Annotated in this window: 16 protein-coding genes and 1 tRNA gene; 5 read left to right on the plus strand and 12 right to left on the minus strand. The window is 51.1% G+C overall.

Features of this window, described 5'->3' with window-relative positions:
- Positions 1-510 (minus strand): hypothetical protein, encoded by a 510-nt coding sequence (locus AC0IWZ_RS20790; RefSeq protein WP_471678555.1) that lies wholly within the window; start codon positions 508-510, stop codon positions 1-3.
- A gap of 137 nt (positions 511-647) precedes the next feature.
- Here AC0IWZ_RS20790 and AC0IWZ_RS20795 point away from each other — a divergent pair, with 137 nt between their 5' ends.
- A complete protein-coding gene (locus AC0IWZ_RS20795; RefSeq protein WP_410373192.1) occupies positions 648-839 on the plus strand; it encodes a toxin-antitoxin system HicB family antitoxin in 192 nt (63 codons plus the stop codon).
- A gap of 375 nt (positions 840-1,214) precedes the next feature.
- On the opposite strand, the gene AC0IWZ_RS20800 is transcribed toward AC0IWZ_RS20795, so the two are convergent.
- The 8 genes from AC0IWZ_RS20800 to eptB all read right to left on the minus strand — a co-directional run bounded on the left by AC0IWZ_RS20800 (position 1,215) and on the right by eptB (position 10,484).
- The gene (locus AC0IWZ_RS20800; protein ID WP_471678554.1) at positions 1,215-2,006 is read right to left on the minus strand and encodes a DUF4225 domain-containing protein; all 792 of its coding nucleotides are present in this window, start codon (positions 2,004-2,006) and stop codon (positions 1,215-1,217) included.
- A gap of 251 nt (positions 2,007-2,257) precedes the next feature.
- Positions 2,258-3,262: a dipeptide ABC transporter ATP-binding subunit DppF gene (gene dppF, locus AC0IWZ_RS20805; protein ID WP_471678553.1), complete on the minus strand. Its 1,005-nt coding sequence runs from the start codon at positions 3,260-3,262 to the stop codon at positions 2,258-2,260.
- Complete coding sequence (gene dppD / locus AC0IWZ_RS20810; protein WP_034499682.1) at positions 3,259-4,242, minus strand: dipeptide ABC transporter ATP-binding protein; 984 nt, start codon at positions 4,240-4,242, stop codon at positions 3,259-3,261. Before dppD ends, dppF begins: the two co-directional genes overlap by 4 nt.
- A gap of 11 nt (positions 4,243-4,253) precedes the next feature.
- Complete coding sequence (gene dppC / locus AC0IWZ_RS20815) at positions 4,254-5,156, minus strand: dipeptide ABC transporter permease DppC (RefSeq protein WP_034499686.1); 903 nt, start codon at positions 5,154-5,156, stop codon at positions 4,254-4,256.
- A gap of 9 nt (positions 5,157-5,165) precedes the next feature.
- The gene (gene dppB / locus AC0IWZ_RS20820) at positions 5,166-6,185 is read right to left on the minus strand and encodes a dipeptide ABC transporter permease DppB (protein WP_034499688.1); all 1,020 of its coding nucleotides are present in this window, start codon (positions 6,183-6,185) and stop codon (positions 5,166-5,168) included.
- Positions 6,186-6,351: 166 nt separating this feature from the next.
- A complete protein-coding gene (gene dppA / locus AC0IWZ_RS20825; protein WP_034499701.1) occupies positions 6,352-7,959 on the minus strand; it encodes a dipeptide ABC transporter periplasmic-binding protein DppA in 1,608 nt (535 codons plus the stop codon).
- A 665-nt stretch (positions 7,960-8,624) separates the two neighbouring features.
- A tRNA-Pro gene (locus AC0IWZ_RS20830) sits at positions 8,625-8,701 on the minus strand.
- A gap of 100 nt (positions 8,702-8,801) precedes the next feature.
- Positions 8,802-10,484 carry a kdo(2)-lipid A phosphoethanolamine 7''-transferase gene (eptB, locus tag AC0IWZ_RS20835; protein ID WP_471678552.1) on the minus strand — a complete coding sequence of 561 codons (1,683 nt, stop codon included), beginning with the start codon at positions 10,482-10,484 and terminating at the stop codon, positions 8,802-8,804.
- A gap of 276 nt (positions 10,485-10,760) precedes the next feature.
- On the opposite strand from eptB, the gene AC0IWZ_RS20840 reads away from it, so the two are divergent.
- A complete protein-coding gene (locus tag AC0IWZ_RS20840; RefSeq protein WP_034499706.1) occupies positions 10,761-11,345 on the plus strand; it encodes an HD domain-containing protein in 585 nt (194 codons plus the stop codon).
- On the opposite strand, the gene AC0IWZ_RS20845 is transcribed toward AC0IWZ_RS20840, so the two are convergent.
- Both AC0IWZ_RS20845 and AC0IWZ_RS20850 read right to left on the minus strand, forming a co-directional pair.
- Positions 11,336-12,544 (minus strand): L-lactate MFS transporter, encoded by a 1,209-nt coding sequence (locus AC0IWZ_RS20845; RefSeq protein WP_471678551.1) that lies wholly within the window; start codon positions 12,542-12,544, stop codon positions 11,336-11,338. The genes AC0IWZ_RS20840 and AC0IWZ_RS20845 overlap by 10 nt on opposite strands.
- A gap of 238 nt (positions 12,545-12,782) precedes the next feature.
- The gene (locus tag AC0IWZ_RS20850; protein WP_034499715.1) at positions 12,783-13,499 is read right to left on the minus strand and encodes an autotransporter domain-containing protein; all 717 of its coding nucleotides are present in this window, start codon (positions 13,497-13,499) and stop codon (positions 12,783-12,785) included.
- Positions 13,500-13,639: 140 nt separating this feature from the next.
- Between AC0IWZ_RS20850 and tag the strand changes: the two genes are divergently transcribed.
- Complete coding sequence (gene tag / locus AC0IWZ_RS20855) at positions 13,640-14,203, plus strand: DNA-3-methyladenine glycosylase I (protein ID WP_034499717.1); 564 nt, start codon at positions 13,640-13,642, stop codon at positions 14,201-14,203.
- Complete coding sequence (locus AC0IWZ_RS20860; protein ID WP_034499719.1) at positions 14,200-14,640, plus strand: N-acetyltransferase; 441 nt, start codon at positions 14,200-14,202, stop codon at positions 14,638-14,640. The genes tag and AC0IWZ_RS20860 overlap by 4 nt, the downstream gene beginning before the upstream one ends.
- Here the strand turns inward: AC0IWZ_RS20860 and AC0IWZ_RS20865 are convergent.
- Positions 14,609-16,939, minus strand: a complete 2,331-nt coding sequence (locus AC0IWZ_RS20865) for a molybdopterin guanine dinucleotide-containing S/N-oxide reductase (RefSeq protein ID WP_471678550.1) — start codon at positions 16,937-16,939, stop codon at positions 14,609-14,611. The genes AC0IWZ_RS20860 and AC0IWZ_RS20865 overlap by 32 nt on opposite strands.
- Before the next feature lie 166 nt (positions 16,940-17,105).
- Here AC0IWZ_RS20865 and AC0IWZ_RS20870 point away from each other — a divergent pair, with 166 nt between their 5' ends.
- Entirely contained in the window at positions 17,106-17,768 is a 663-nt protein-coding gene (locus AC0IWZ_RS20870) for an OmpA family lipoprotein (RefSeq protein ID WP_034499724.1), read from the plus strand.
- The last annotated feature ends 155 nt before the right edge of the window (positions 17,769-17,923 follow it).

The following is a 17,923-nucleotide window of genomic DNA, read 5'->3' on the forward strand; positions in this document are numbered from 1 at the left end:
TTAATGGATCCCCGGCACCGCCTCGCCGCTCATCATCACCAGTCCAGAATCCGTCCGAACAAAGCGCGGAGTTTTGAGGTCTTCAATCAACACGTTAACCAACTCGAACAATAAACCCGTTACCTGCTGCTTTTGTTCAGCGGATTGCTGGCGCTGTAATAAAAGCATCGTTAATGCCGCGCAATATTGGCGAATTGTTTCCGAATCCGTAGAAAGTGGGCAACGATAATTATCATCGGTAGCGACATCCACTGTCAGGCGTTTAATTAAATGTGTCGGAAGCGGGGCGTTAAGCGTGACTTTCAACATTTCCAGCGCCGCAAGCAGTCGTCCACAAAGCGCCATACATTCGGTGTTGTTGTCGTTTTCGATCAATGCGTCGATATGGAACTGGCAGTTATCAAGAATCTCGAATAGATCCAAGTGATTGCCGAGCGGGGCTTTTAACAATGTGGTGATGGCAGGCTCGATTTCAGGGCGAGCGAATGTGTTACTATCGGCGTTAGCCATAGCGTTACTCCTAATCAGTGAACGTTTGTGGTCAGCCCTCGTCTGGTACTCCAATACCTGGCGGGGGCGTTTTTTTTCAAATGACTTCATGATAAGGTGTCACCTGACAACAAACAAACTAACCCTGAGGTGGCCTCTTGTCAATCTTAAAACGGGATAAAAAATCTACAATTGGCGGACAAGCCCCGCAATTCAAAATGCGCATTGCTCCCGCGTTACGTGAACAGTTAGATGTCGAAGCCGCAGAACAAGGCATGAGTCTGGCGAACTGGTTTAAGAATCTGGCGCGCGAAGAACTCAAGAAGAAAGGGATTGAGCCGAAAGGTTGAAAAAGTCTTTTTTCAAACAAATAACGCTTTCCATAAGTGTTGGCGGTGGTTCCAAAATGAACGATCACCTTCTTTTGCCAAAGTACTTTTTGTAAGCAATGCCAAATGCCAATGAATAGAGAAAACAAATAAATAAAGGTATTAAAGAAAGCACAATATTACTACGGCCATGAATCACAATATCGGTGTAAGGTACCACACCATACCTTCCAATATAAACCTGAAAGTGTCCTATTCCTGCCAATAAAAAACCAGAGAGATAATTAAGCGTGACGTTTTCAGAGTATAAAAAATGGCATGCTATATGATAGTAAATTGGTATGCCCAGTAAGCAAATAAAAAAATAAACACTAAATGATAGTATATGATCCATTTCTAATATGACCTATATTGTGCCGTTGCAGTATTTATATCACCCGCAAACTCAGCTGCAATGTCAAGAACGGACATTGAACTCATTCCCTGCTGTTTTAAGCCAGTGAGTAAGTCAGCATTGATGTATCTGAACAGCCTTGCGTCATCCTCTCCAAGCTTATAACTAAGAAGAGCATTCAGTGACATTCCTATATCCGTAAATGTATAGATGAGATCAGCGTTTTTTTTGCTTATACCAAATGCCTCACCTATTCCCTGGTAGACAAACCTTACTGGACCAGTATAGCTTTCCCGATACAATAAATAATAGCCACTCTCCACAACATTATTGACTCCGTGAGCGACTAACAAGGCTCCCGCAGCAGCGCCCACGCCAGTACTGATCATCGCGGCACCAGCGACAAACTGGAGGCCACCGGCTATAAACCCGATGCTTGCAATAACTAAATCAAAAGTGGCATCATTTTCATTGTTAGTTTGAGAGGGTCTTACAATTATCGCTTGCTTAACTTCTCCCTTACTAATTTCATTATCTTGTTTTTTTAATGAACCAATTTCATTGCTGAGTAAATAAATAGCGTCATCGACTGAAATGTCTCCGGTGCTTAATCTACTTCTTATACTTTCCTGCAATATTATTATTTCTTGTTCAAAGTGATACTTTGCCGAACTCAACCCGATAAACTTCCTGGCTACATCACGAGATAATGAATCAAGCTCACATTCTTTATTTATTAGCGTTTGTAGCTTATCAGAGTCGTGCTCATCGTAAAGGTGGTATAAGTCATCCATAAATACACTTTCCATTCTCTCACAAAGAAAAGTAATTTTAGCATCATTAGCTTTATGCAACAGGAGGCATTTGATGCTATTTAATTACCTTAATTAAATGAATTAATATTGGAATCATGCTTTGAATGAATGTATATAATTAAGATTATTACAGAATGTAATTCGAGCGGAGGGTGAATTTTTTAGGCAGCATTTGGAGTTAATATGGAATAGCGCCGCACTCCAAAGATGATAGAGTGCGGCGTTTTGAATTACCGAATTTCCCCGTTCTCATCCTGATCAACAGCGAAACACGCCACCAGTTGGCCGCCGTACTCTTTAAGCTGCGGTTGCAACTGCGTGCACGGCCCGAAACGGCGACGGCAGCGGGCGTTGAACGCGCAGCCCGGAGGTGGGTTCAGCGGGCTTGGCAGCTCGCCGGTGAGTTTGATGCGCTCGCGGCGATCGTCCGGGTTCAGGCGTGGTGTGGCAGATAACAGCGCCTGCGTGTACGGGTGACGCGGGTTTGAGAAGATCTGATCTTTCGTCCCTTTCTCTACACAGCGCCCCAGATACATCACCATCACTTCGTCGGCAATGTGTTCCACCACCGACAAATCGTGGGAGATAAACACATACGACAGCCCCATTTCCTGCTGCAAATCCATCATCAAGTTCAGAACCTGCGCACGCACGGAAACGTCGAGTGCGGATACCGGTTCATCGGCGATTACCACGTCCGGGTCGAGCATCAAGCCACGAGCGATAGCAATACGCTGGCGCTGGCCGCCGGAGAACATATGCGGGTAGCGATCGTAATGCTCGGTTTTCAGGCCAACTTTCGCCATCATCGCCAGCGCTTTTTCACGGCGCTCGGCTTTGCTCAGGCTGGTGTTGATTTGCAGCGGCTCTTCAAGAATTTGCCCCACTTTTTTACGCGGATTCAGGGAGCCGTACGGGTTCTGGAACACGATCTGGATTTTCTGGCGACGCAGCTTTTCGGCGGTTTCGTCAGGCTTGAGCAGATCCTGGCCCTGATAGTAAAGCTCACCGCCGGTCGGGATTTCAATCATCGTCAGCAGGCGGCCCAGCGTGGATTTACCACAGCCAGATTCACCCACTACCGCCAGCGTTTTGCCACGTTCGAGTTCAAACGATACGCCGTCCAGCGCTTTCACCAGGCGTTCCTGACCGAAAATGCCTTTCTTCACCGGATAGTGTTTTTTCAGATCGATGGCCTGCAACAGAGGTTGCGCAGCGGCCTTTTCGGTACTCATAGCGTTGGCCTCCCGGCATCATCGAGTGGATAGTGGCATTTGGACTGACGCCCGTTATCCACCATGTTCAGTTCTGGTTCTTCCGTGCGGCATTTGTCGGTCGCATACGGACAGCGTGGATTGAGCAGGCAGCCGTTCGGGCGGTCGTATTTGCCCGGAACCACACCCGGCAGCGACGCCAGGCGTGCTTTATCCTGCGCAAACTCAGGCAACGCACGCAGCAGCGCCTGGGTGTACGGGTGGCGCGGCGCACGGAAGATATCGTGCGAAGCCCCCGTTTCCACTACCTGGCCTGCGTACATCACGATGATTTTGTGCGCCGCTTCAGCCACCAGCGCGAGGTCATGGGTGATAAGAATCAGCGCCATGTTCTCTTTTTGCTGAAGTTCCAGTAACAGCTCAATGATTTGCGCCTGGATGGTCACGTCCAACGCGGTAGTCGGTTCGTCGGCAATCAATAGCTTAGGACGACAGGCAATCGCCATTGCGATCATCACGCGCTGGCTCATACCGCCGGAAAGCTGGTGCGGGTAAACGTCCAGACGCGAAGACGCATCGGGAATGCCCACCAGGTTCAGCAGGTCGACAGCACGCTGACGACGGGTACTTTTGTTGCCGCCCTGGTGCACTTTGATGGCTTCCATAATCTGGAAACCAACGGTGTAGCAAGGGTTGAGGCTGGTCATCGGGTCCTGGAAGATCATCGCCACTTCGGCGCCGACCAGGTTACGACGCTCTTTCTCAGAAATCTTTTGCAGATCCTGGCCGTTAAATTCCAGTTTTTCCGCCATCACGCGGCCTGGGTAATCAATCAGCCCCATAATCGCCAGCGAGCTGACGGATTTACCGGAACCAGATTCACCCACAATACCGACCACTTCGCCCTGATTTACGCTGTAACTCACGCGGTCTACGGCACGGAACGGTGTCTTTTCGTCGCCGAAATGCACCGATAATTTATTTACATTCAATAACGCCATTACGTAGCCCTTTACTGCTTGAGTTTAGGATCGAGCGCGTCACGCAGCCCGTCACCCATCAGGTTAAATGCCAGCACCGTCAGCAGGATGGCGACACCAGGGAAGGTGACCACCCACCAGGCACTTTGGGCGAACTGCAACACATCGGAGAGCATGGTGCCCCATTCCGGTGTTGGCGGTTGTGCACCCATGCCGAGGAAGCCGAGAGCGGCCATATCGAGAATGGCGTTAGAGAAGCCAAGAGAAGCCTGCACGATAAGCGGTGCGAGACAGTTTGGCAGAATGTTGATGAACATCTGGCGCATCGGGCTTGCCCCCGCCACGCGAGAGGCCGTCACATAATCACGATGCACTTCCACCAGCACCGCACCGCGCGTCAGTCGCACATAGTGCGGAAGTGCTACGAAGGTAAGCGCCAACGAAGCGTTGACTATCGACGGGCCAAAAATGGCCACCAGTACCAGCGCTAACAGCAGGCTTGGCAGGGCCAGCATGATATCGACAACGCGCATGATGATGTTGTCGATAAGGCCGCCGAAGTAGCCCGCAACCAGGCCGAGAATCACGCCCATGACCAGCGACAGCACCACCACCAGGCAGCCGACCAGCAGCGACAAACGTGCGCCATACATCAGGCGAGCCATGATGTCGCGGCCAACGTCATCAGTGCCGAGGATAAACTGCCAGCTTCCGCCTTCTTGCCACACTGGCGGGTTCAGCAGTGAATCACGGAACTGTTCTGCCGGGCCGTGCGGCGCGAGAACGTTAGCGAAAATAGCGATCAAAATCATGGCGGTGACATACACCAGGCCGACGACCGCCCCTTTGTTACGTTTAAAGTAGTGCCAGAATTCCTGGAATGGCGTCATTGGAACTGGCGCCGCTACCATTTTGTTTTCAGTTACTTGCGTCATGATGGCCCCTTATTTCTTATGGCGTATACGCGGGTTCACCACGCCGTACAGTAAGTCGACGATCAGGTTCACGAGGATAATCATCGTCGCGACCAACAATACGCCGCCCTGTACTACCGGGTAGTCACGACGTTGCAATGCATCAATCAACCAGCGGCCAAGGCCCGGCCAGGAGAAGATGGTTTCCGTCAGAATCGCACCCGCCAGCAACGTACCGACCTGCAGGCCGATAACGGTGACGACAGGCAACATGGCGTTGCGCAGAGCATGAACCACGATAACGCGCATGCGGGTCAAACCTTTAGCGCGAGCGGTACGGATGTAATCTTCGCCGAGCACTTCGAGCATGGACGAGCGGGTCATACGCACGATAACCGCCAACGGAATCGTGCCGAGCACCACGGCTGGCAGCACCATGTGCGCCATCGCATCAATGAAGTCGCCCGGCTCGCCCCATATCGCAGTGTCTATCAGCATGAAGCCGGTGAGCGGCAAGGTGTCGTCGAGGAATACCGTATCGCTGACACGCCCTGAGACGGGGGTGAGGTTCCAGTAGACGGAAACCAGCATGATTAACATCATACCCCACCAGAAAATAGGCATGGAGTAGCCGGTCAGCGCGAGGCCTACCGCAGTGTGGTCGAACACAGAACCGCGTTTAACCGCAGCCAAAACGCCAACCGGAATGCCCACGGCAACGGCGAACATCATCGCGCAAACGCCAAGTTCCATGGTCGCTTTAAAGCGCGGCACGAACTCGTCCCAGACCGGGAGACGACTTTTTAACGAAATGCCCAGGTCGCCGTGCATCACACCCCAAATGTAATGGAGGTATTGCTGCCACAATGGCTTGTCGAGGCCAAGTTCGGCCAACAACTGAGCATGACGTTCAGGAGAGATACCGCGCTCGCCCACCATAATCATCACCGGGTCACCGGGAATCATGTGTACGAAAGCGAAGGTAAGAAGGGTAATACCGATAAACGTGGGGATGACTAATCCCAGACGTCGGAGGATGAACTGCAACATAACCCGTATTCTCTGTAGTGACCAAGAGCCTGGTGACTCTTCGTCTGTATTGCTCACATATCAAAAGACACCGCCCTCACCCTGGCCCTCTCCCTGAGGGAGAGGGGATTTTACGCCTTCTCCTGGGGGAGAAGGTCGGGATGAGGGCGGGCTTAAAGTCAGAAAATTATTCTACTGACACGTTCTCGAAGTGGTGTTTGCCCAATGGGTCAACCACGTAACCTTTCACTTCTTTGCGTACTGGCTCGTATACCGTGGAGTGAGCAACGATCAGCGCCGGAGCCTGGTCATGCATCACTACCTGAGCTTGTTTGTACAGCTCGATACGTTTGTTGTGATCGTCAGTCGCACGCGCAGGTTGAATCAGGTCTTCAAACGGCTTGTAGCACCAGCGAGAGTAGTTAGAACCGTCTTTCGCCGCAGCACAGCTGAACAGGGTAGCGAAGAAGTTGTCCGGATCCCCATTGTCGCCAGTCCAGCCCATCATGACCGCCTGGTGCTCGCCCGCTTTGGCGCGCTTCAGATACTCGCCCCACTCGTAGGTGACGATTTTGGCGGTCACGCCGACTTTCGCCCAGTCAGCCTGAATCATCTCAGCCATGCGGCGAGCGTTCGGGTTGTACGGACGTTGTACTGGCATTGCCCACAGGTCAACGGTGAAGCCGTCAGCGTGGCCGGATTCTTTCAGCAGCGCTTTTGCTTTCTCAGGATCGTAGGTGTAATCCTTCACGTCATCGTTGTAGCCCCACATGGTTGGTGGGATTAGGTTTTTAGCCGCAGTGCCTGCGCCCTGATAAACCGCTTTGATAATCGCTTCTTTGTTCACCGCGTAAGTCAGCGCCTGACGCACTTTCACGTCATCAAACGGTTTCTTCTCGGTGTTGAAGGACAAGTAACCCACGTTCAGGCCAGCCTGTTCCATCAAGTTGATGTTCTTGTCTTGCTTCATGCGAGCGATGTCAGCCGGGTTTGGATACGGCATAACCTGGCACTCGTTTTTCTGCAATTTAGCGTAACGCACGGACGCATCAGGGGTGATGGAGAAGACCAGGCGGTCGATCTGCGGCTTGGTGCCCCAGTAACCCGGGAACGCTTTGTAGAGAATGCGGGAGTCTTTCTGGTATTGCAGCAGCTGGAACGGACCGGTACCGATTGGGTTCAGGTCAGTTTTTTCCGGCGTACCGGCTTTCATCATATTGTCTGCATATTCTTTGGACAGAATAGAGGCGAAGTCCATCGCGAGGTCTGCCAGGAATGGTGCTTCTGGACGCGCCAGTACGAACTGAACGGTTTTATCGTCCACTTTCTTAATTTCGGTGATCAGGTCAGGCAAGCCCATGCCTTCAAAGTATTCGTAGCTGCCGCCAGAAACTTTGTGGTACGGGTTGTTTGCATTTTTCTGACGATCGAACGAGAACACGACGTCATCAGCATTCAGATCGCGTGTTGGTTTGAAATCTTTATTATCCTGCCACTTCACGCCCTGACGCAGGTGGAAGGTATACGTTTTACCGTCTTCGCTCACTTCCCACTTTTCAGCCAGGCCTGGAATGATTTCAGTGGTGCCCGTTTTGAATTCAACAAGACGGTTATAGATTGGCACTGAGCTGGCATCGTACGTGGTACCAGAGGTGAACAGCTGCGGGTTAAAACCTTCTGGGGAACCTTCTGAGCAATAAACCAGTGTTTTTGCCTGAACGCTTGCTGCTACGGTCAGTGCCACCAGGCTCAGACCAAACTTCAGCATCCCTGACTTCTTCAAGGAAAGACTCATTCTTCTGCTCCATTGTGAGATGTGTTGTTTTTTCCGTTAGACCTTTGTTATTTGTGTGCGGTCCGTTCGGTGTGCCCGGAGGCGGAAGTGAGGCCAGGGATTCCTTTCGTCAGACTAGCTGTGTGATAGTGCGGACTGTCCATAAATTGCCCCTCACGCCCTACAATCTGTCAATAGATGAGTTAAACGTCAATATAGGTAACGGGGATTTACAACCGAGGTGAGAATTGGCGAACAAAGTTTAAAAAAAGCCTGCCGTACCATTTCCAGCAGGGAAATTTATGCTACGGGGTTGTTACCAGAATATTACACTGCTTAATTTGCAACCGATAGCGGTAATCGGTTGCGCGATTTTTGAAAAATTTCTTGTCATATGCTGATTATCTGAACGATTCATTTTGTGATCTAAGTCTCTCACAGCGAATCATGCTGGTCTGAAACATAAGCAACGGGGTATTAGTCCGCTATTTTCCATAACAAAATACGATGGAATGTGTCACAAAATAATATAAAGGCAGGCGTTGCGCGATGAAGCGGATATTTTGGCAAGATTACGGTATTCGACATCAACTAATTTGCCGGATGACGCTGGCGCTTATCCGGCCTACACGTTCATAAACTCAAGATGCAAAAAGGCCAACCCGAAGGTTGGCCTTTTCTAAATTTGGTCGGCGAGAGAGGATTCGAACCTCCGACCCACTGGTCCCAAACCAGTTGCGCTACCAAGCTGCGCTACTCGCCGAATGCGGAGCGCATAGTACTGCGCACCGTTTTAGCCGTCAATCCCTGAAAGTAAAAATCACGTCCGTTTGTTTTAAAATCCAGCATTTGTAGCGAAATGGTTACTTCGCGGCCGTCTTTGGCACATGGCACCAGTTGTTATTCTGGTTAATACCGCCATCTGGTGAGGTATAGCCCAGGCAACCCATAATGGTGTCATACAGTTCCACGTGGCGATGCGGCACTTTCATTTTTGCCTGTTCTTGCATGTGGGCAAACTCGCGCGCGCGGTCTGGGTTTTCCAGGTATTTATCAGACGCCCAAACTAACAGCGGCACACGGAACTGCTCCGGCGGTGCCATTTTACGCGGCGTACCGTGCAGATGTTTGTGCTCATCAATGGACTCACCGTGGTCAGCGGCATAGAAAATAATTGCCCGCTTGTCGCGCAACTGGTCAATCACACGTTCAAGCACGGAGTCGGTATACAGCACCGTATTATCGTAGGCGTTAATCAACTGCTCTTTGCTGCACTCGTTAGCAATGCTGACACACTCTGGCGTCCACTTCGCATAGCTACGCGGATAACGTTGCACATACGAGAAGTGCGAGCCTTTGGTATGCAGGATAATCAAATGCTTGCCTTTGGGATGCTGATCAACGGAAAGCTTCATCTCCTCCATCAGCAGCATGTCATCGACTTGTTTGCCACTGTTACGCGGCTCGGCAGCAATTTGCTCACGGTATGAGAAGTTATCTGCCATCGTGTTGCCGTAAAACCACACTTCACTTTGCATCGCAAAAAGGTTTGATGAGAAGCCCAACTGTTTGAGCACGGCAAAAACGTTTTGCTCTTTTAAGGTACGCTGCGGGTTATCTTCCGCCCCACCTTCACGCACAAACATGCAGCGCAGCGAAAGCTTTGTGGCGGTATCACAAGATTCGCCTCTGAATGCGACCAGGTTTTTCTCTTTAGCCAATTTCGGCGTTGTATCTCGCCCGTAGCCTAAAATCCCCATGTGATCCCAGCGAGTGGTTTCGCCAATCACAAACACCACGTAGGTATCATCCAGCTCTTTTGGCGCAACATAAGTGAACTGTTTTACCGGGTTCATTAAAGAGCGATTATCGGTGGACTCATCGGCTTGCGCCCAGGCATACAACCCTAACGCTGAAACCCAGTTAGAGGGTAAATAGGAGTTGGCCACCACACCGCCATAGCTTGGCATATCTACGGTCGTGCGCCTTTCTGAGTTCTTTTGTTGTTTGCCCAGTAAATTGAGCGGCGCCCACACCATTAGCCCGGCGAGCAGCACAATGGCGACATTTTTAAAGCGCTGGCCAGGGGTTTTGAGCTGCTTAAGAAGCGTATCGCGTGCGGCGTTAGTCCAGATAAGTACCAACGGCACGGCGCTTATCAGAATGAGCCATAATACGAACTGATAGCCGACAATCTCTTTCGAAAGGTCGATATCGGTAGTCATCACCGAGGCAATAATCCCGTAGCCGATGACCACATTGAGTAACGTCATGTAGTAGCTTGCGGCGACAGAACACAGCACCACTAACGTCGATAATATGCGCCAGGCGGTGCGCCCAAACAGAGATAGCATGCGGAATAAAAAGAAAGTGACCAATACACAAGCCACGACTTCCGCCACCATATAAACGCCTGACAGGCCACTAAAGTTCTGAACGAATCCCTCAAAACGGTGGTAAAAAACTGAAAGGTTCAAAAACAGTCCGATGTATACCGCTAACAGAAAACTGAGCTTCTGCTGCGACATCGTTTTAACGTAGTTCATGCAGGGTGTCCGAAAATAAAGCGCAAAAAGAAAAAGTTATAAGCATCACTCAGACTACACATTACCTGGAAAATTCTGAGCAATAAAAAATAGTGTCTGAATCAGGACGATTCTTAGCCGATTTAGCGCGGATTAGTAGAACATAGGGAAGGTCAAAAGTATCGGCAAAAAGCGTGATCTGGCCCGTTGTTTACACAACTTGAAGCCGAACGGCTGAATACGCCGCAACGATGTTATAAGCATATTAAATAATGTTGTTAATGCTGAGGGAAAAACATGCAATCGTTGGAAGAACGCGCCCGTCGGTATGCAACAAAGGCACATGCGGCTTGCGATCAGCGCCGCAAATATACGCTTGAACCATATATTGTCCATCCAGCCGCCGTGGTTGAGCTGGTCAGGGGAGTTTGCCCTGTTGAAGAGGTTCTCGCTGCCGCCTGGCTACACGATACGGTGGAAGACACCGGCACCACGATAATTGATATTGAAGAGCACTTTGGCCCCGACGTCGCGGCGCTTGTCGCCATGGTCACCAACCCGGAACAACTCCCCGGCACCAACCGCATGAATCGCAAGCGCGCCCATTTCCTGCACACCGCAAATGCAAGCGGTGAAGCGCAAACCATTAAGCTCGCTGACATCATTGATAATACCCGTGAGATTTTGCGCTACGACCCGCATTTTGCGCGTGTCTATTTAATCGAGAAACGGATTCAGTTGGCGGGATTACAACGGGGAAATGAGTTCCTGAGAGGTCAGGCCGAGAACATTATTGAGCAGGGTATTTCACAATTAATGATGCCGCCGTATAACGTCCCGGCGGCATGGTTTGCGGCATTAATGACTCGCTATCAAGCGTGAGCGTGGACTTTCTGCAAAACTTCTCGCGCTGGCTGGCGGATGGTAGTGGAAATCGCCAGAGACAAAATCAGCAGGGCGAAGATGACGCAGAAGGTCACATAGAAACCGCCGAAGATAGACGCGATAATCGAACCGCAAATGCTGCCGATACCGAAGCCTAAGTAAATCACACCGTAGTTTTTAGTCAGGTTATTCAGACCAAAGAACTCACTTACCAGTGAAGGGTAAACGGTGATGGTGCCGCCGAAGTTAAATGCCACACAAGCAATCGCTGCAAAGAAAGTCGCTTCGGTAAGTGGGGCGAACAACAGCGCTGCCATACCCACTAAAGAAATAACCTGGCCGATGGTGATAACACGGATACGGGCAATTTTGTCGGACAGAATACCCAGCACCAGGCGGCCGCTCAGGTTAGCAATCGCGATAACCGTCACCGCATTCGCTGCAGACTCAGCGTTTAAATGCACCATGCCTTGCGCAATATCTTTCGCCACACCAATCACATACAGGCCACTCATGCAGGCGGTCAGGAACATTACTGCCAGCATCCAGTACTGCGGTTTACGCATAGATTCTGCCAGGGTGTAGTCCTTTTCAGCTACACCGTTTGCGGATTTCACTTCCTGCAATGGCGCATCTTTCATCAGCATGGAACCCAGCAGAATCATCACCATCGCCAGACCACCCCAAATCATGAAGGTACTTTCCAGGCCGACGGTTGCCAGCAAATGGCTGTCGATATATTTGAAGCCCAGGCTGCCGAGACCGTAAGAACCAATGGCAAATGCAGAAATCAGACCTTTACGTTCCGGAAACCATTTCACGCAGTTGGAAAGGGTCAGCAGATAACCCGCGCCATCGGCCAGGCCGACCAGCACACCCGCGCTGAGCCACAGCATCAACAAGTTATTGGAGTGAGCGGTAAGGAAGAAACCGACACCCAGCAACACACCCGCCGCCATGGTGACTTTGCGTACACCAAAGCGTTCCTGCAATTTGCCCGCAACAGAGGAGGAAATCGCCAGACCCAGGCTTAATAAACCGAAGGAGAACGCGACCTGGCTGATTGGCTCATCCAGTTTTTGCGAAAGCGCGCTGTTAAACAGGCTCCAGGTATAAACGGAACCCAGGGCAAACTGGGTAATGATGGTGCCGATCAGAGTTAACCAGCGAGTACGGTTGTAAGAGGCATTATTCATGGCAGATGTCCGCAAAATTTAAGAGAAATCTTCTGCTGCCAAGAGTAACGAAGTGCATTTTATTCCAGGAGAAAAAGGCATGAGTTGCACTCAAGCCGGAATGAAATGCATCTGAGAGGGTATGAATGACCTGGACGGGGATTGAACAAGCCGTTTTGTTAGTGATTACTATCAACCTGACGCCCGTAAACATTGAGCATTAGATGTTAAATATACAGGTTCAAGGTTAAATTAATGATCAGAAACGGGCACTCACACCCACATTATAAATATAGGCTTCGCCGGTGGCTAAACCTTCCGCTTGTGACATAGAAGCAAACGCTGCCATATTTTTACCAATCGGCATATCCGCCCCCACGGTCACATCCATCCAGCTCGCATCCTGTCCGTTTGCAACGTTAGATCGCATCCCGGACTGCGCTTTCCACTGATTTTCACCATATTGGTGGTTGTAACTGAGCTGTGCCCACGGGCGCAGATAACCCACCGATGAATCTACCCGCCAGCCCACAGTAGAAACGCTGGCATGCCAGAGTTGATCGGTAAATTGCGCGGCAACGGCGGAGTCGCCATATTCGTTATAAATCCCGGTAGACGAGCCATCCCAACGATATTTTGCCGTCGGCCCGGTAGTTATTTTTCCAGGCAAAGAGATATTCCAGCCGATACCCAAATGTGAGCTATCAGCGTTAACACTGTCGTTACCAGAAACGAGCATTAGCCCCTCCTGGTTTTGGGAGGTAAATGAAGAATTAATCCTTTCTGCGAGAATATCGTTATAACTTGGTTGGTGATTACTGTCCCAGGTATAACGATCCTGCGCTTCGCCTGAAGTTTCTTCGGCGACATACTCTTGTTGCCAGGCAAATACATTCGTAGCATAGGGCAGGCAACACAAAACCAGCACCGTGGAGAAAGTGACACGGCGACCACTGCGTTTAAAGTTTTTATTCATTAAAGCGACTCCAGGAAAGAGCCAAATCCGGCGATATTTTTTTGTGTTTTTGGCGGGCTTGCGGATAGCCCTGAATTAACTATTGTCTCTTTATCTGGCACGTCAAGTTGGCACGAGAAATTTCATCAAAGGAGATACATATGTTGCGTTGTGGATGGGTATCCCAGGACCCGCTCTATATTGCGTACCACGATAAGGAATGGGGCGTGCCGGTGACTGACGGTCAACATCTTTTCGAGATGATTTGCCTTGAAGGGCAACAGGCCGGTTTATCCTGGATTACCGTGTTGAAAAAGCGTGAAAACTACCGTCGGTGCTTTAAGAATTTCGACCCGCAGGCCGTGGCATTACTGCAACCGGAAGATGTCGATGTATTAGTACAAGACGCGGGAATTATTCGCCATCGAGGGAAAATTGAAGCCATCATCAATAACGCAAAAGCGTACCTTGCGATGGAAGCCAACGGCGAGAAATTCCCGGAGTTCGTCTGGTCATTTGTCGATAATCAGACGCAAGTGACGAAAGCCGCAACGCTGGGTGAAATTCCAGCCATGACCCCCGCTTCCGACGCGCTGTCAAAAGCGCTGAAAAAACGCGGTTTCAAATTTGTCGGCTCGACGATTTGCTACTCGTTTATGCAGGCTTGCGGATTGGTTAACGATCATGTCACCACGTGCTTCTGCCATCCTGATAATCTCAAATGATTCGCCGCTTACAGCCAGATGAAATGGATGAACTGATTGAAATCTGGCTTGCCAGCACTATTCAGGCTCATCCCTTTATCAGCGAAAACTACTGGCACGAAAGTGAGTCCATCGTGCGCAACGTATATATCCCGCAATCTGAAACCTGGGTTTATCAGCATCAGGACAAAATGGTGGGATTTATTAGCGTGCTGGATTCGCTGTTTATCGGCGCGCTGTTTGTCAGCGAACCTTTTATTGGCAAGGGAATGGGTCAGTCGTTGATGGAACACGTCAAAGAGATTTACCCCTCACTGAGCCTCGAGGTTTACCAGAAGAATCAGCGGGCGGTGCATTTTTACCATCGCCAGGGCTTTCGCATTGAAGAAAGCGCCTGGCAAAATGAAACGCGCCACCCGACGTGGATTATGAGCTGGCAGGAGGAGAAAACGCAGTAACCTCCGGCACCGGGCCGAGATATTTTTCGGCCCATACCAGCGAGGAGTTCGCCGCACAGCCATTTGCCAGCCGCGACGTCGGAATATCCAACGTCAGCACGTTAACCGCTCCGTTCTTACATAGCTTCCGGTCATCTAAATCCGGCCAGGCACCTTCGTGTATACAGACGACGCCAGGTTTAATGCCGTCCGTCACCAGCGCCCCCACCAACACCTGCCCTCGGGCATTCCAGACCCGCACCAAATCGCCATCAGCAATACCACGCGCCGCGGCATCTTGCGGATGCAGCGTTAACGGCTCACGCCCGGCGATGGCGTATTTGTCACGCAACGCTGCGTAGTTAAGCTGGCTATGCAGACGGTGCGCCGGGTGAGAAGAAAGCAGTTGAAGCTGGCCTGCTTCAGCATTGCCTTGCCATTCGTCCGGAGCAAGCCAGGTCGGATGCGGCGGGCAATCGGCGTAACCAAAACTGGCGATTCGTTCAGAATAAATTTCGATTTTCCCGCTCGGCGTTTTTAATGGATGCGCCTGCGGATCGCGCGTGAAATCAGCAAAACGAATAAAACCGGCATTCTTTTCACTTTCCGGCATTTCTATCAGCTGGTTACTTTCCCAGAACGTTTTAAAGTCCGGTAATTCCACCTGCTGCGCCGCACCGCGTTTGCGGGCGATTTCATAGCACTCTTCCAGCCATTGCAGCTCGGTTTTACTTTCAGTGAAACGCGCCTCGCCGCCCTCTTCCCACAATGCGCTAAGTGCCGCAAAAACGTCGAAATCATTACGCGCTTCACCCTGCGGGGCAACGACCTGCTTCATCGGCACCAGATGCTGATTGCTGTAATCGCCGGTCATCGTTAAATCATTGCGTTCAAACGATGTGGTGATCGGTAGAACAATATCGGCGTGCTTTGCCGCCGCCGTCCAGAAGCATTCGGAAATCACCACCAGTTCCGGTTTCTGCCAGGCTTTTATCAGGCGGTTTGTATCCTGGTGATGGGTGAAATTACCGCCGCCAGCCCACCACAACATGCGGATATCCGGGAAGATTTTCTGTTGCCCGTTGTGCTGATACTCACCACCGGGGTTTTCCAGCGCTTCTACTATTCGCGCCACCGGGATTTTTTCTACGGCATCGGCTCCATTTGCCACGGTCCCCTGCAAAGACCCTAACACCGCCGCGCGCCGCGTTGGATTGCCGCCATTCGCAAAATGATAGGACAGGCCAAAACCGCCGCCAGGCGTGCCAATCTGCCCAAGCATCGCCGCGAGCGTCACCAGCATCCAGTGTTTTTGCTCACCGTATTGCTGGCGCTGCATGCCCCAGCCGGACATCAGCATGGTGCGGTTTTCGCTAAACAACTGCGCCAGATATTCGATAGTTTTCGCAGGCACGCCGCAAATTTCTGCCGCCCAGCTTGCTGTTTTCGGTTGGCCGTCTGATTCGCCCATCAGATAAGCAGCGAATTTGTCGTAGCCATGCGTGCAACGCGCCAGGAATTGTGTATCGTGCCAGCCGTGTCTCACCAGCGTATGCGCGATACCCAGCATCAGCGCCACATCAGTCCCCATATTCGGGGCAATCCATTGCGCATTTTCGCCAAAGAAATCCACCGTTTCCGAGCGCATCGGGTCAATGGCGATCACCGTTTTGCCGCTGTTTTTCAGTTGCTCGAAAAACTTCACGCCTTGTTCGTCACTGGCGTTCCACGCAATCTTCAACGTGTTGAGCGGATTAGCGCTCCAGAGCACCACCACGTCGCTATGTTCAAGCACTAACGGCCAACTGGTTTGCTGCTGATAAACTTCATTGGAGCCAACCACATATGGCATGATTACCTGCGCAGCGCCCGTTGAATAGTCCCCCAGATGCCCGGTGTAGCCACCTGCAAGACTCATATAGCGCTGCAATAGCGTCGCCGCTTTATGGAACACGCCATTGGATCGCCAGCCGTAAGAACCCGCAAAAATAGACGCTGCGCCATAAGTGGCACGAATACGTTGGTGCTGCTGGTGAATCAGGTGCAGCGCCTCATCCCAGCTAATCCGCACATATTCATCGTCGCCACGCACACCTTGTGGGGCATCAGGCGAGGCAAGAAAACCTTTTCGCGCCATGGGAAATTGCACACGGGCTTTGCTGTGGACCTGATCCGGAACGGCGCTTTGCAATGAGTTTTCGTGGCCGGTTTCCAGTGCGCCGATGGATGCGAGCACGCGCTCTCCGTCAGTTTCGACGAGCATCGGCCCCCAATGGGCGGCGGTCAGGATTTTCTTGTTTGATGAGAGTGTATTAGCCAATTCAGGCTCCCCTTGTTGCAGGTAGTGGGCAGGTGGCGGCCTGATGGCCACTCAATATTTAGTTTACAAATTCAGACGACTCTATAGAAATTTCTACACATTCACACTGCATAATCAACCGCCGCCGATCATGCGGTTGAGTTATTAAATTCACAAAGGAAATGAGATGAAAAAACGCGTCATGATGATTGCCGCCATTGTTTGCGGCACGTTAGCAGTTTCTGGTTGTACGACCAACCCTTACACCGGCGAACGTGAAGCAGGGAAATCAGGTATTGGAGCAGGCATCGGCTCGCTGGTTGGGGCAGGCGTAGGCGTACTTTCCTCATCCAAGAAAGATCGCGGCAAAGGCGCACTGATTGGTGCCGCTGCGGGTGCAGCTTTAGGTGGTGGCGTGGGTTACTACATGGATGTGCAGGAAGCTAAACTTCGCGACAAAATGCAAGGAACAGGCGTAAGTGTGACGCGTAATGGCGACAACATCGTGCTGAACATGCCAAATAATGTGACCTTTGATAGCAGCAGCGCGACGCTGAAACCAGCTGGTGCAAATACTTTAACCGGCGTGGCAATGGTACTGAAAGAATATCCAAAAACTGCGGTTAACGTTGTGGGTTACACCGACAGCACCGGCAGCCAGGAGCTGAATATGAAGCTCTCACAGCAACGTGCAGATGGCGTGGGTAGCGCGCTTATCACGCAAGGCGTGGCCGCAAACCGTGTGCGTACCACAGGGGCTGGCCCGGCAAATCCAATCGCCAGTAACAGCACAGCTGAAGGCAAAGCGCAGAACCGCCGCGTAGAAATTACGCTTAGCCCGCTGTCTTAATCGAAACATCCCCCTCTCACTCCGGCTTTTGCCGGGGTGAACCCCGCTCGACTCTCCGTGATACGCTACGCAATATCTGTCATTCCGGTTACACACTGATACCTTGATAGGTAATAATGATGAATCCACCTCGTTGTTCTGTGCTGGTTCAGGAA

This window comes from Buttiauxella sp. AC142, assembly GCF_979253435.1.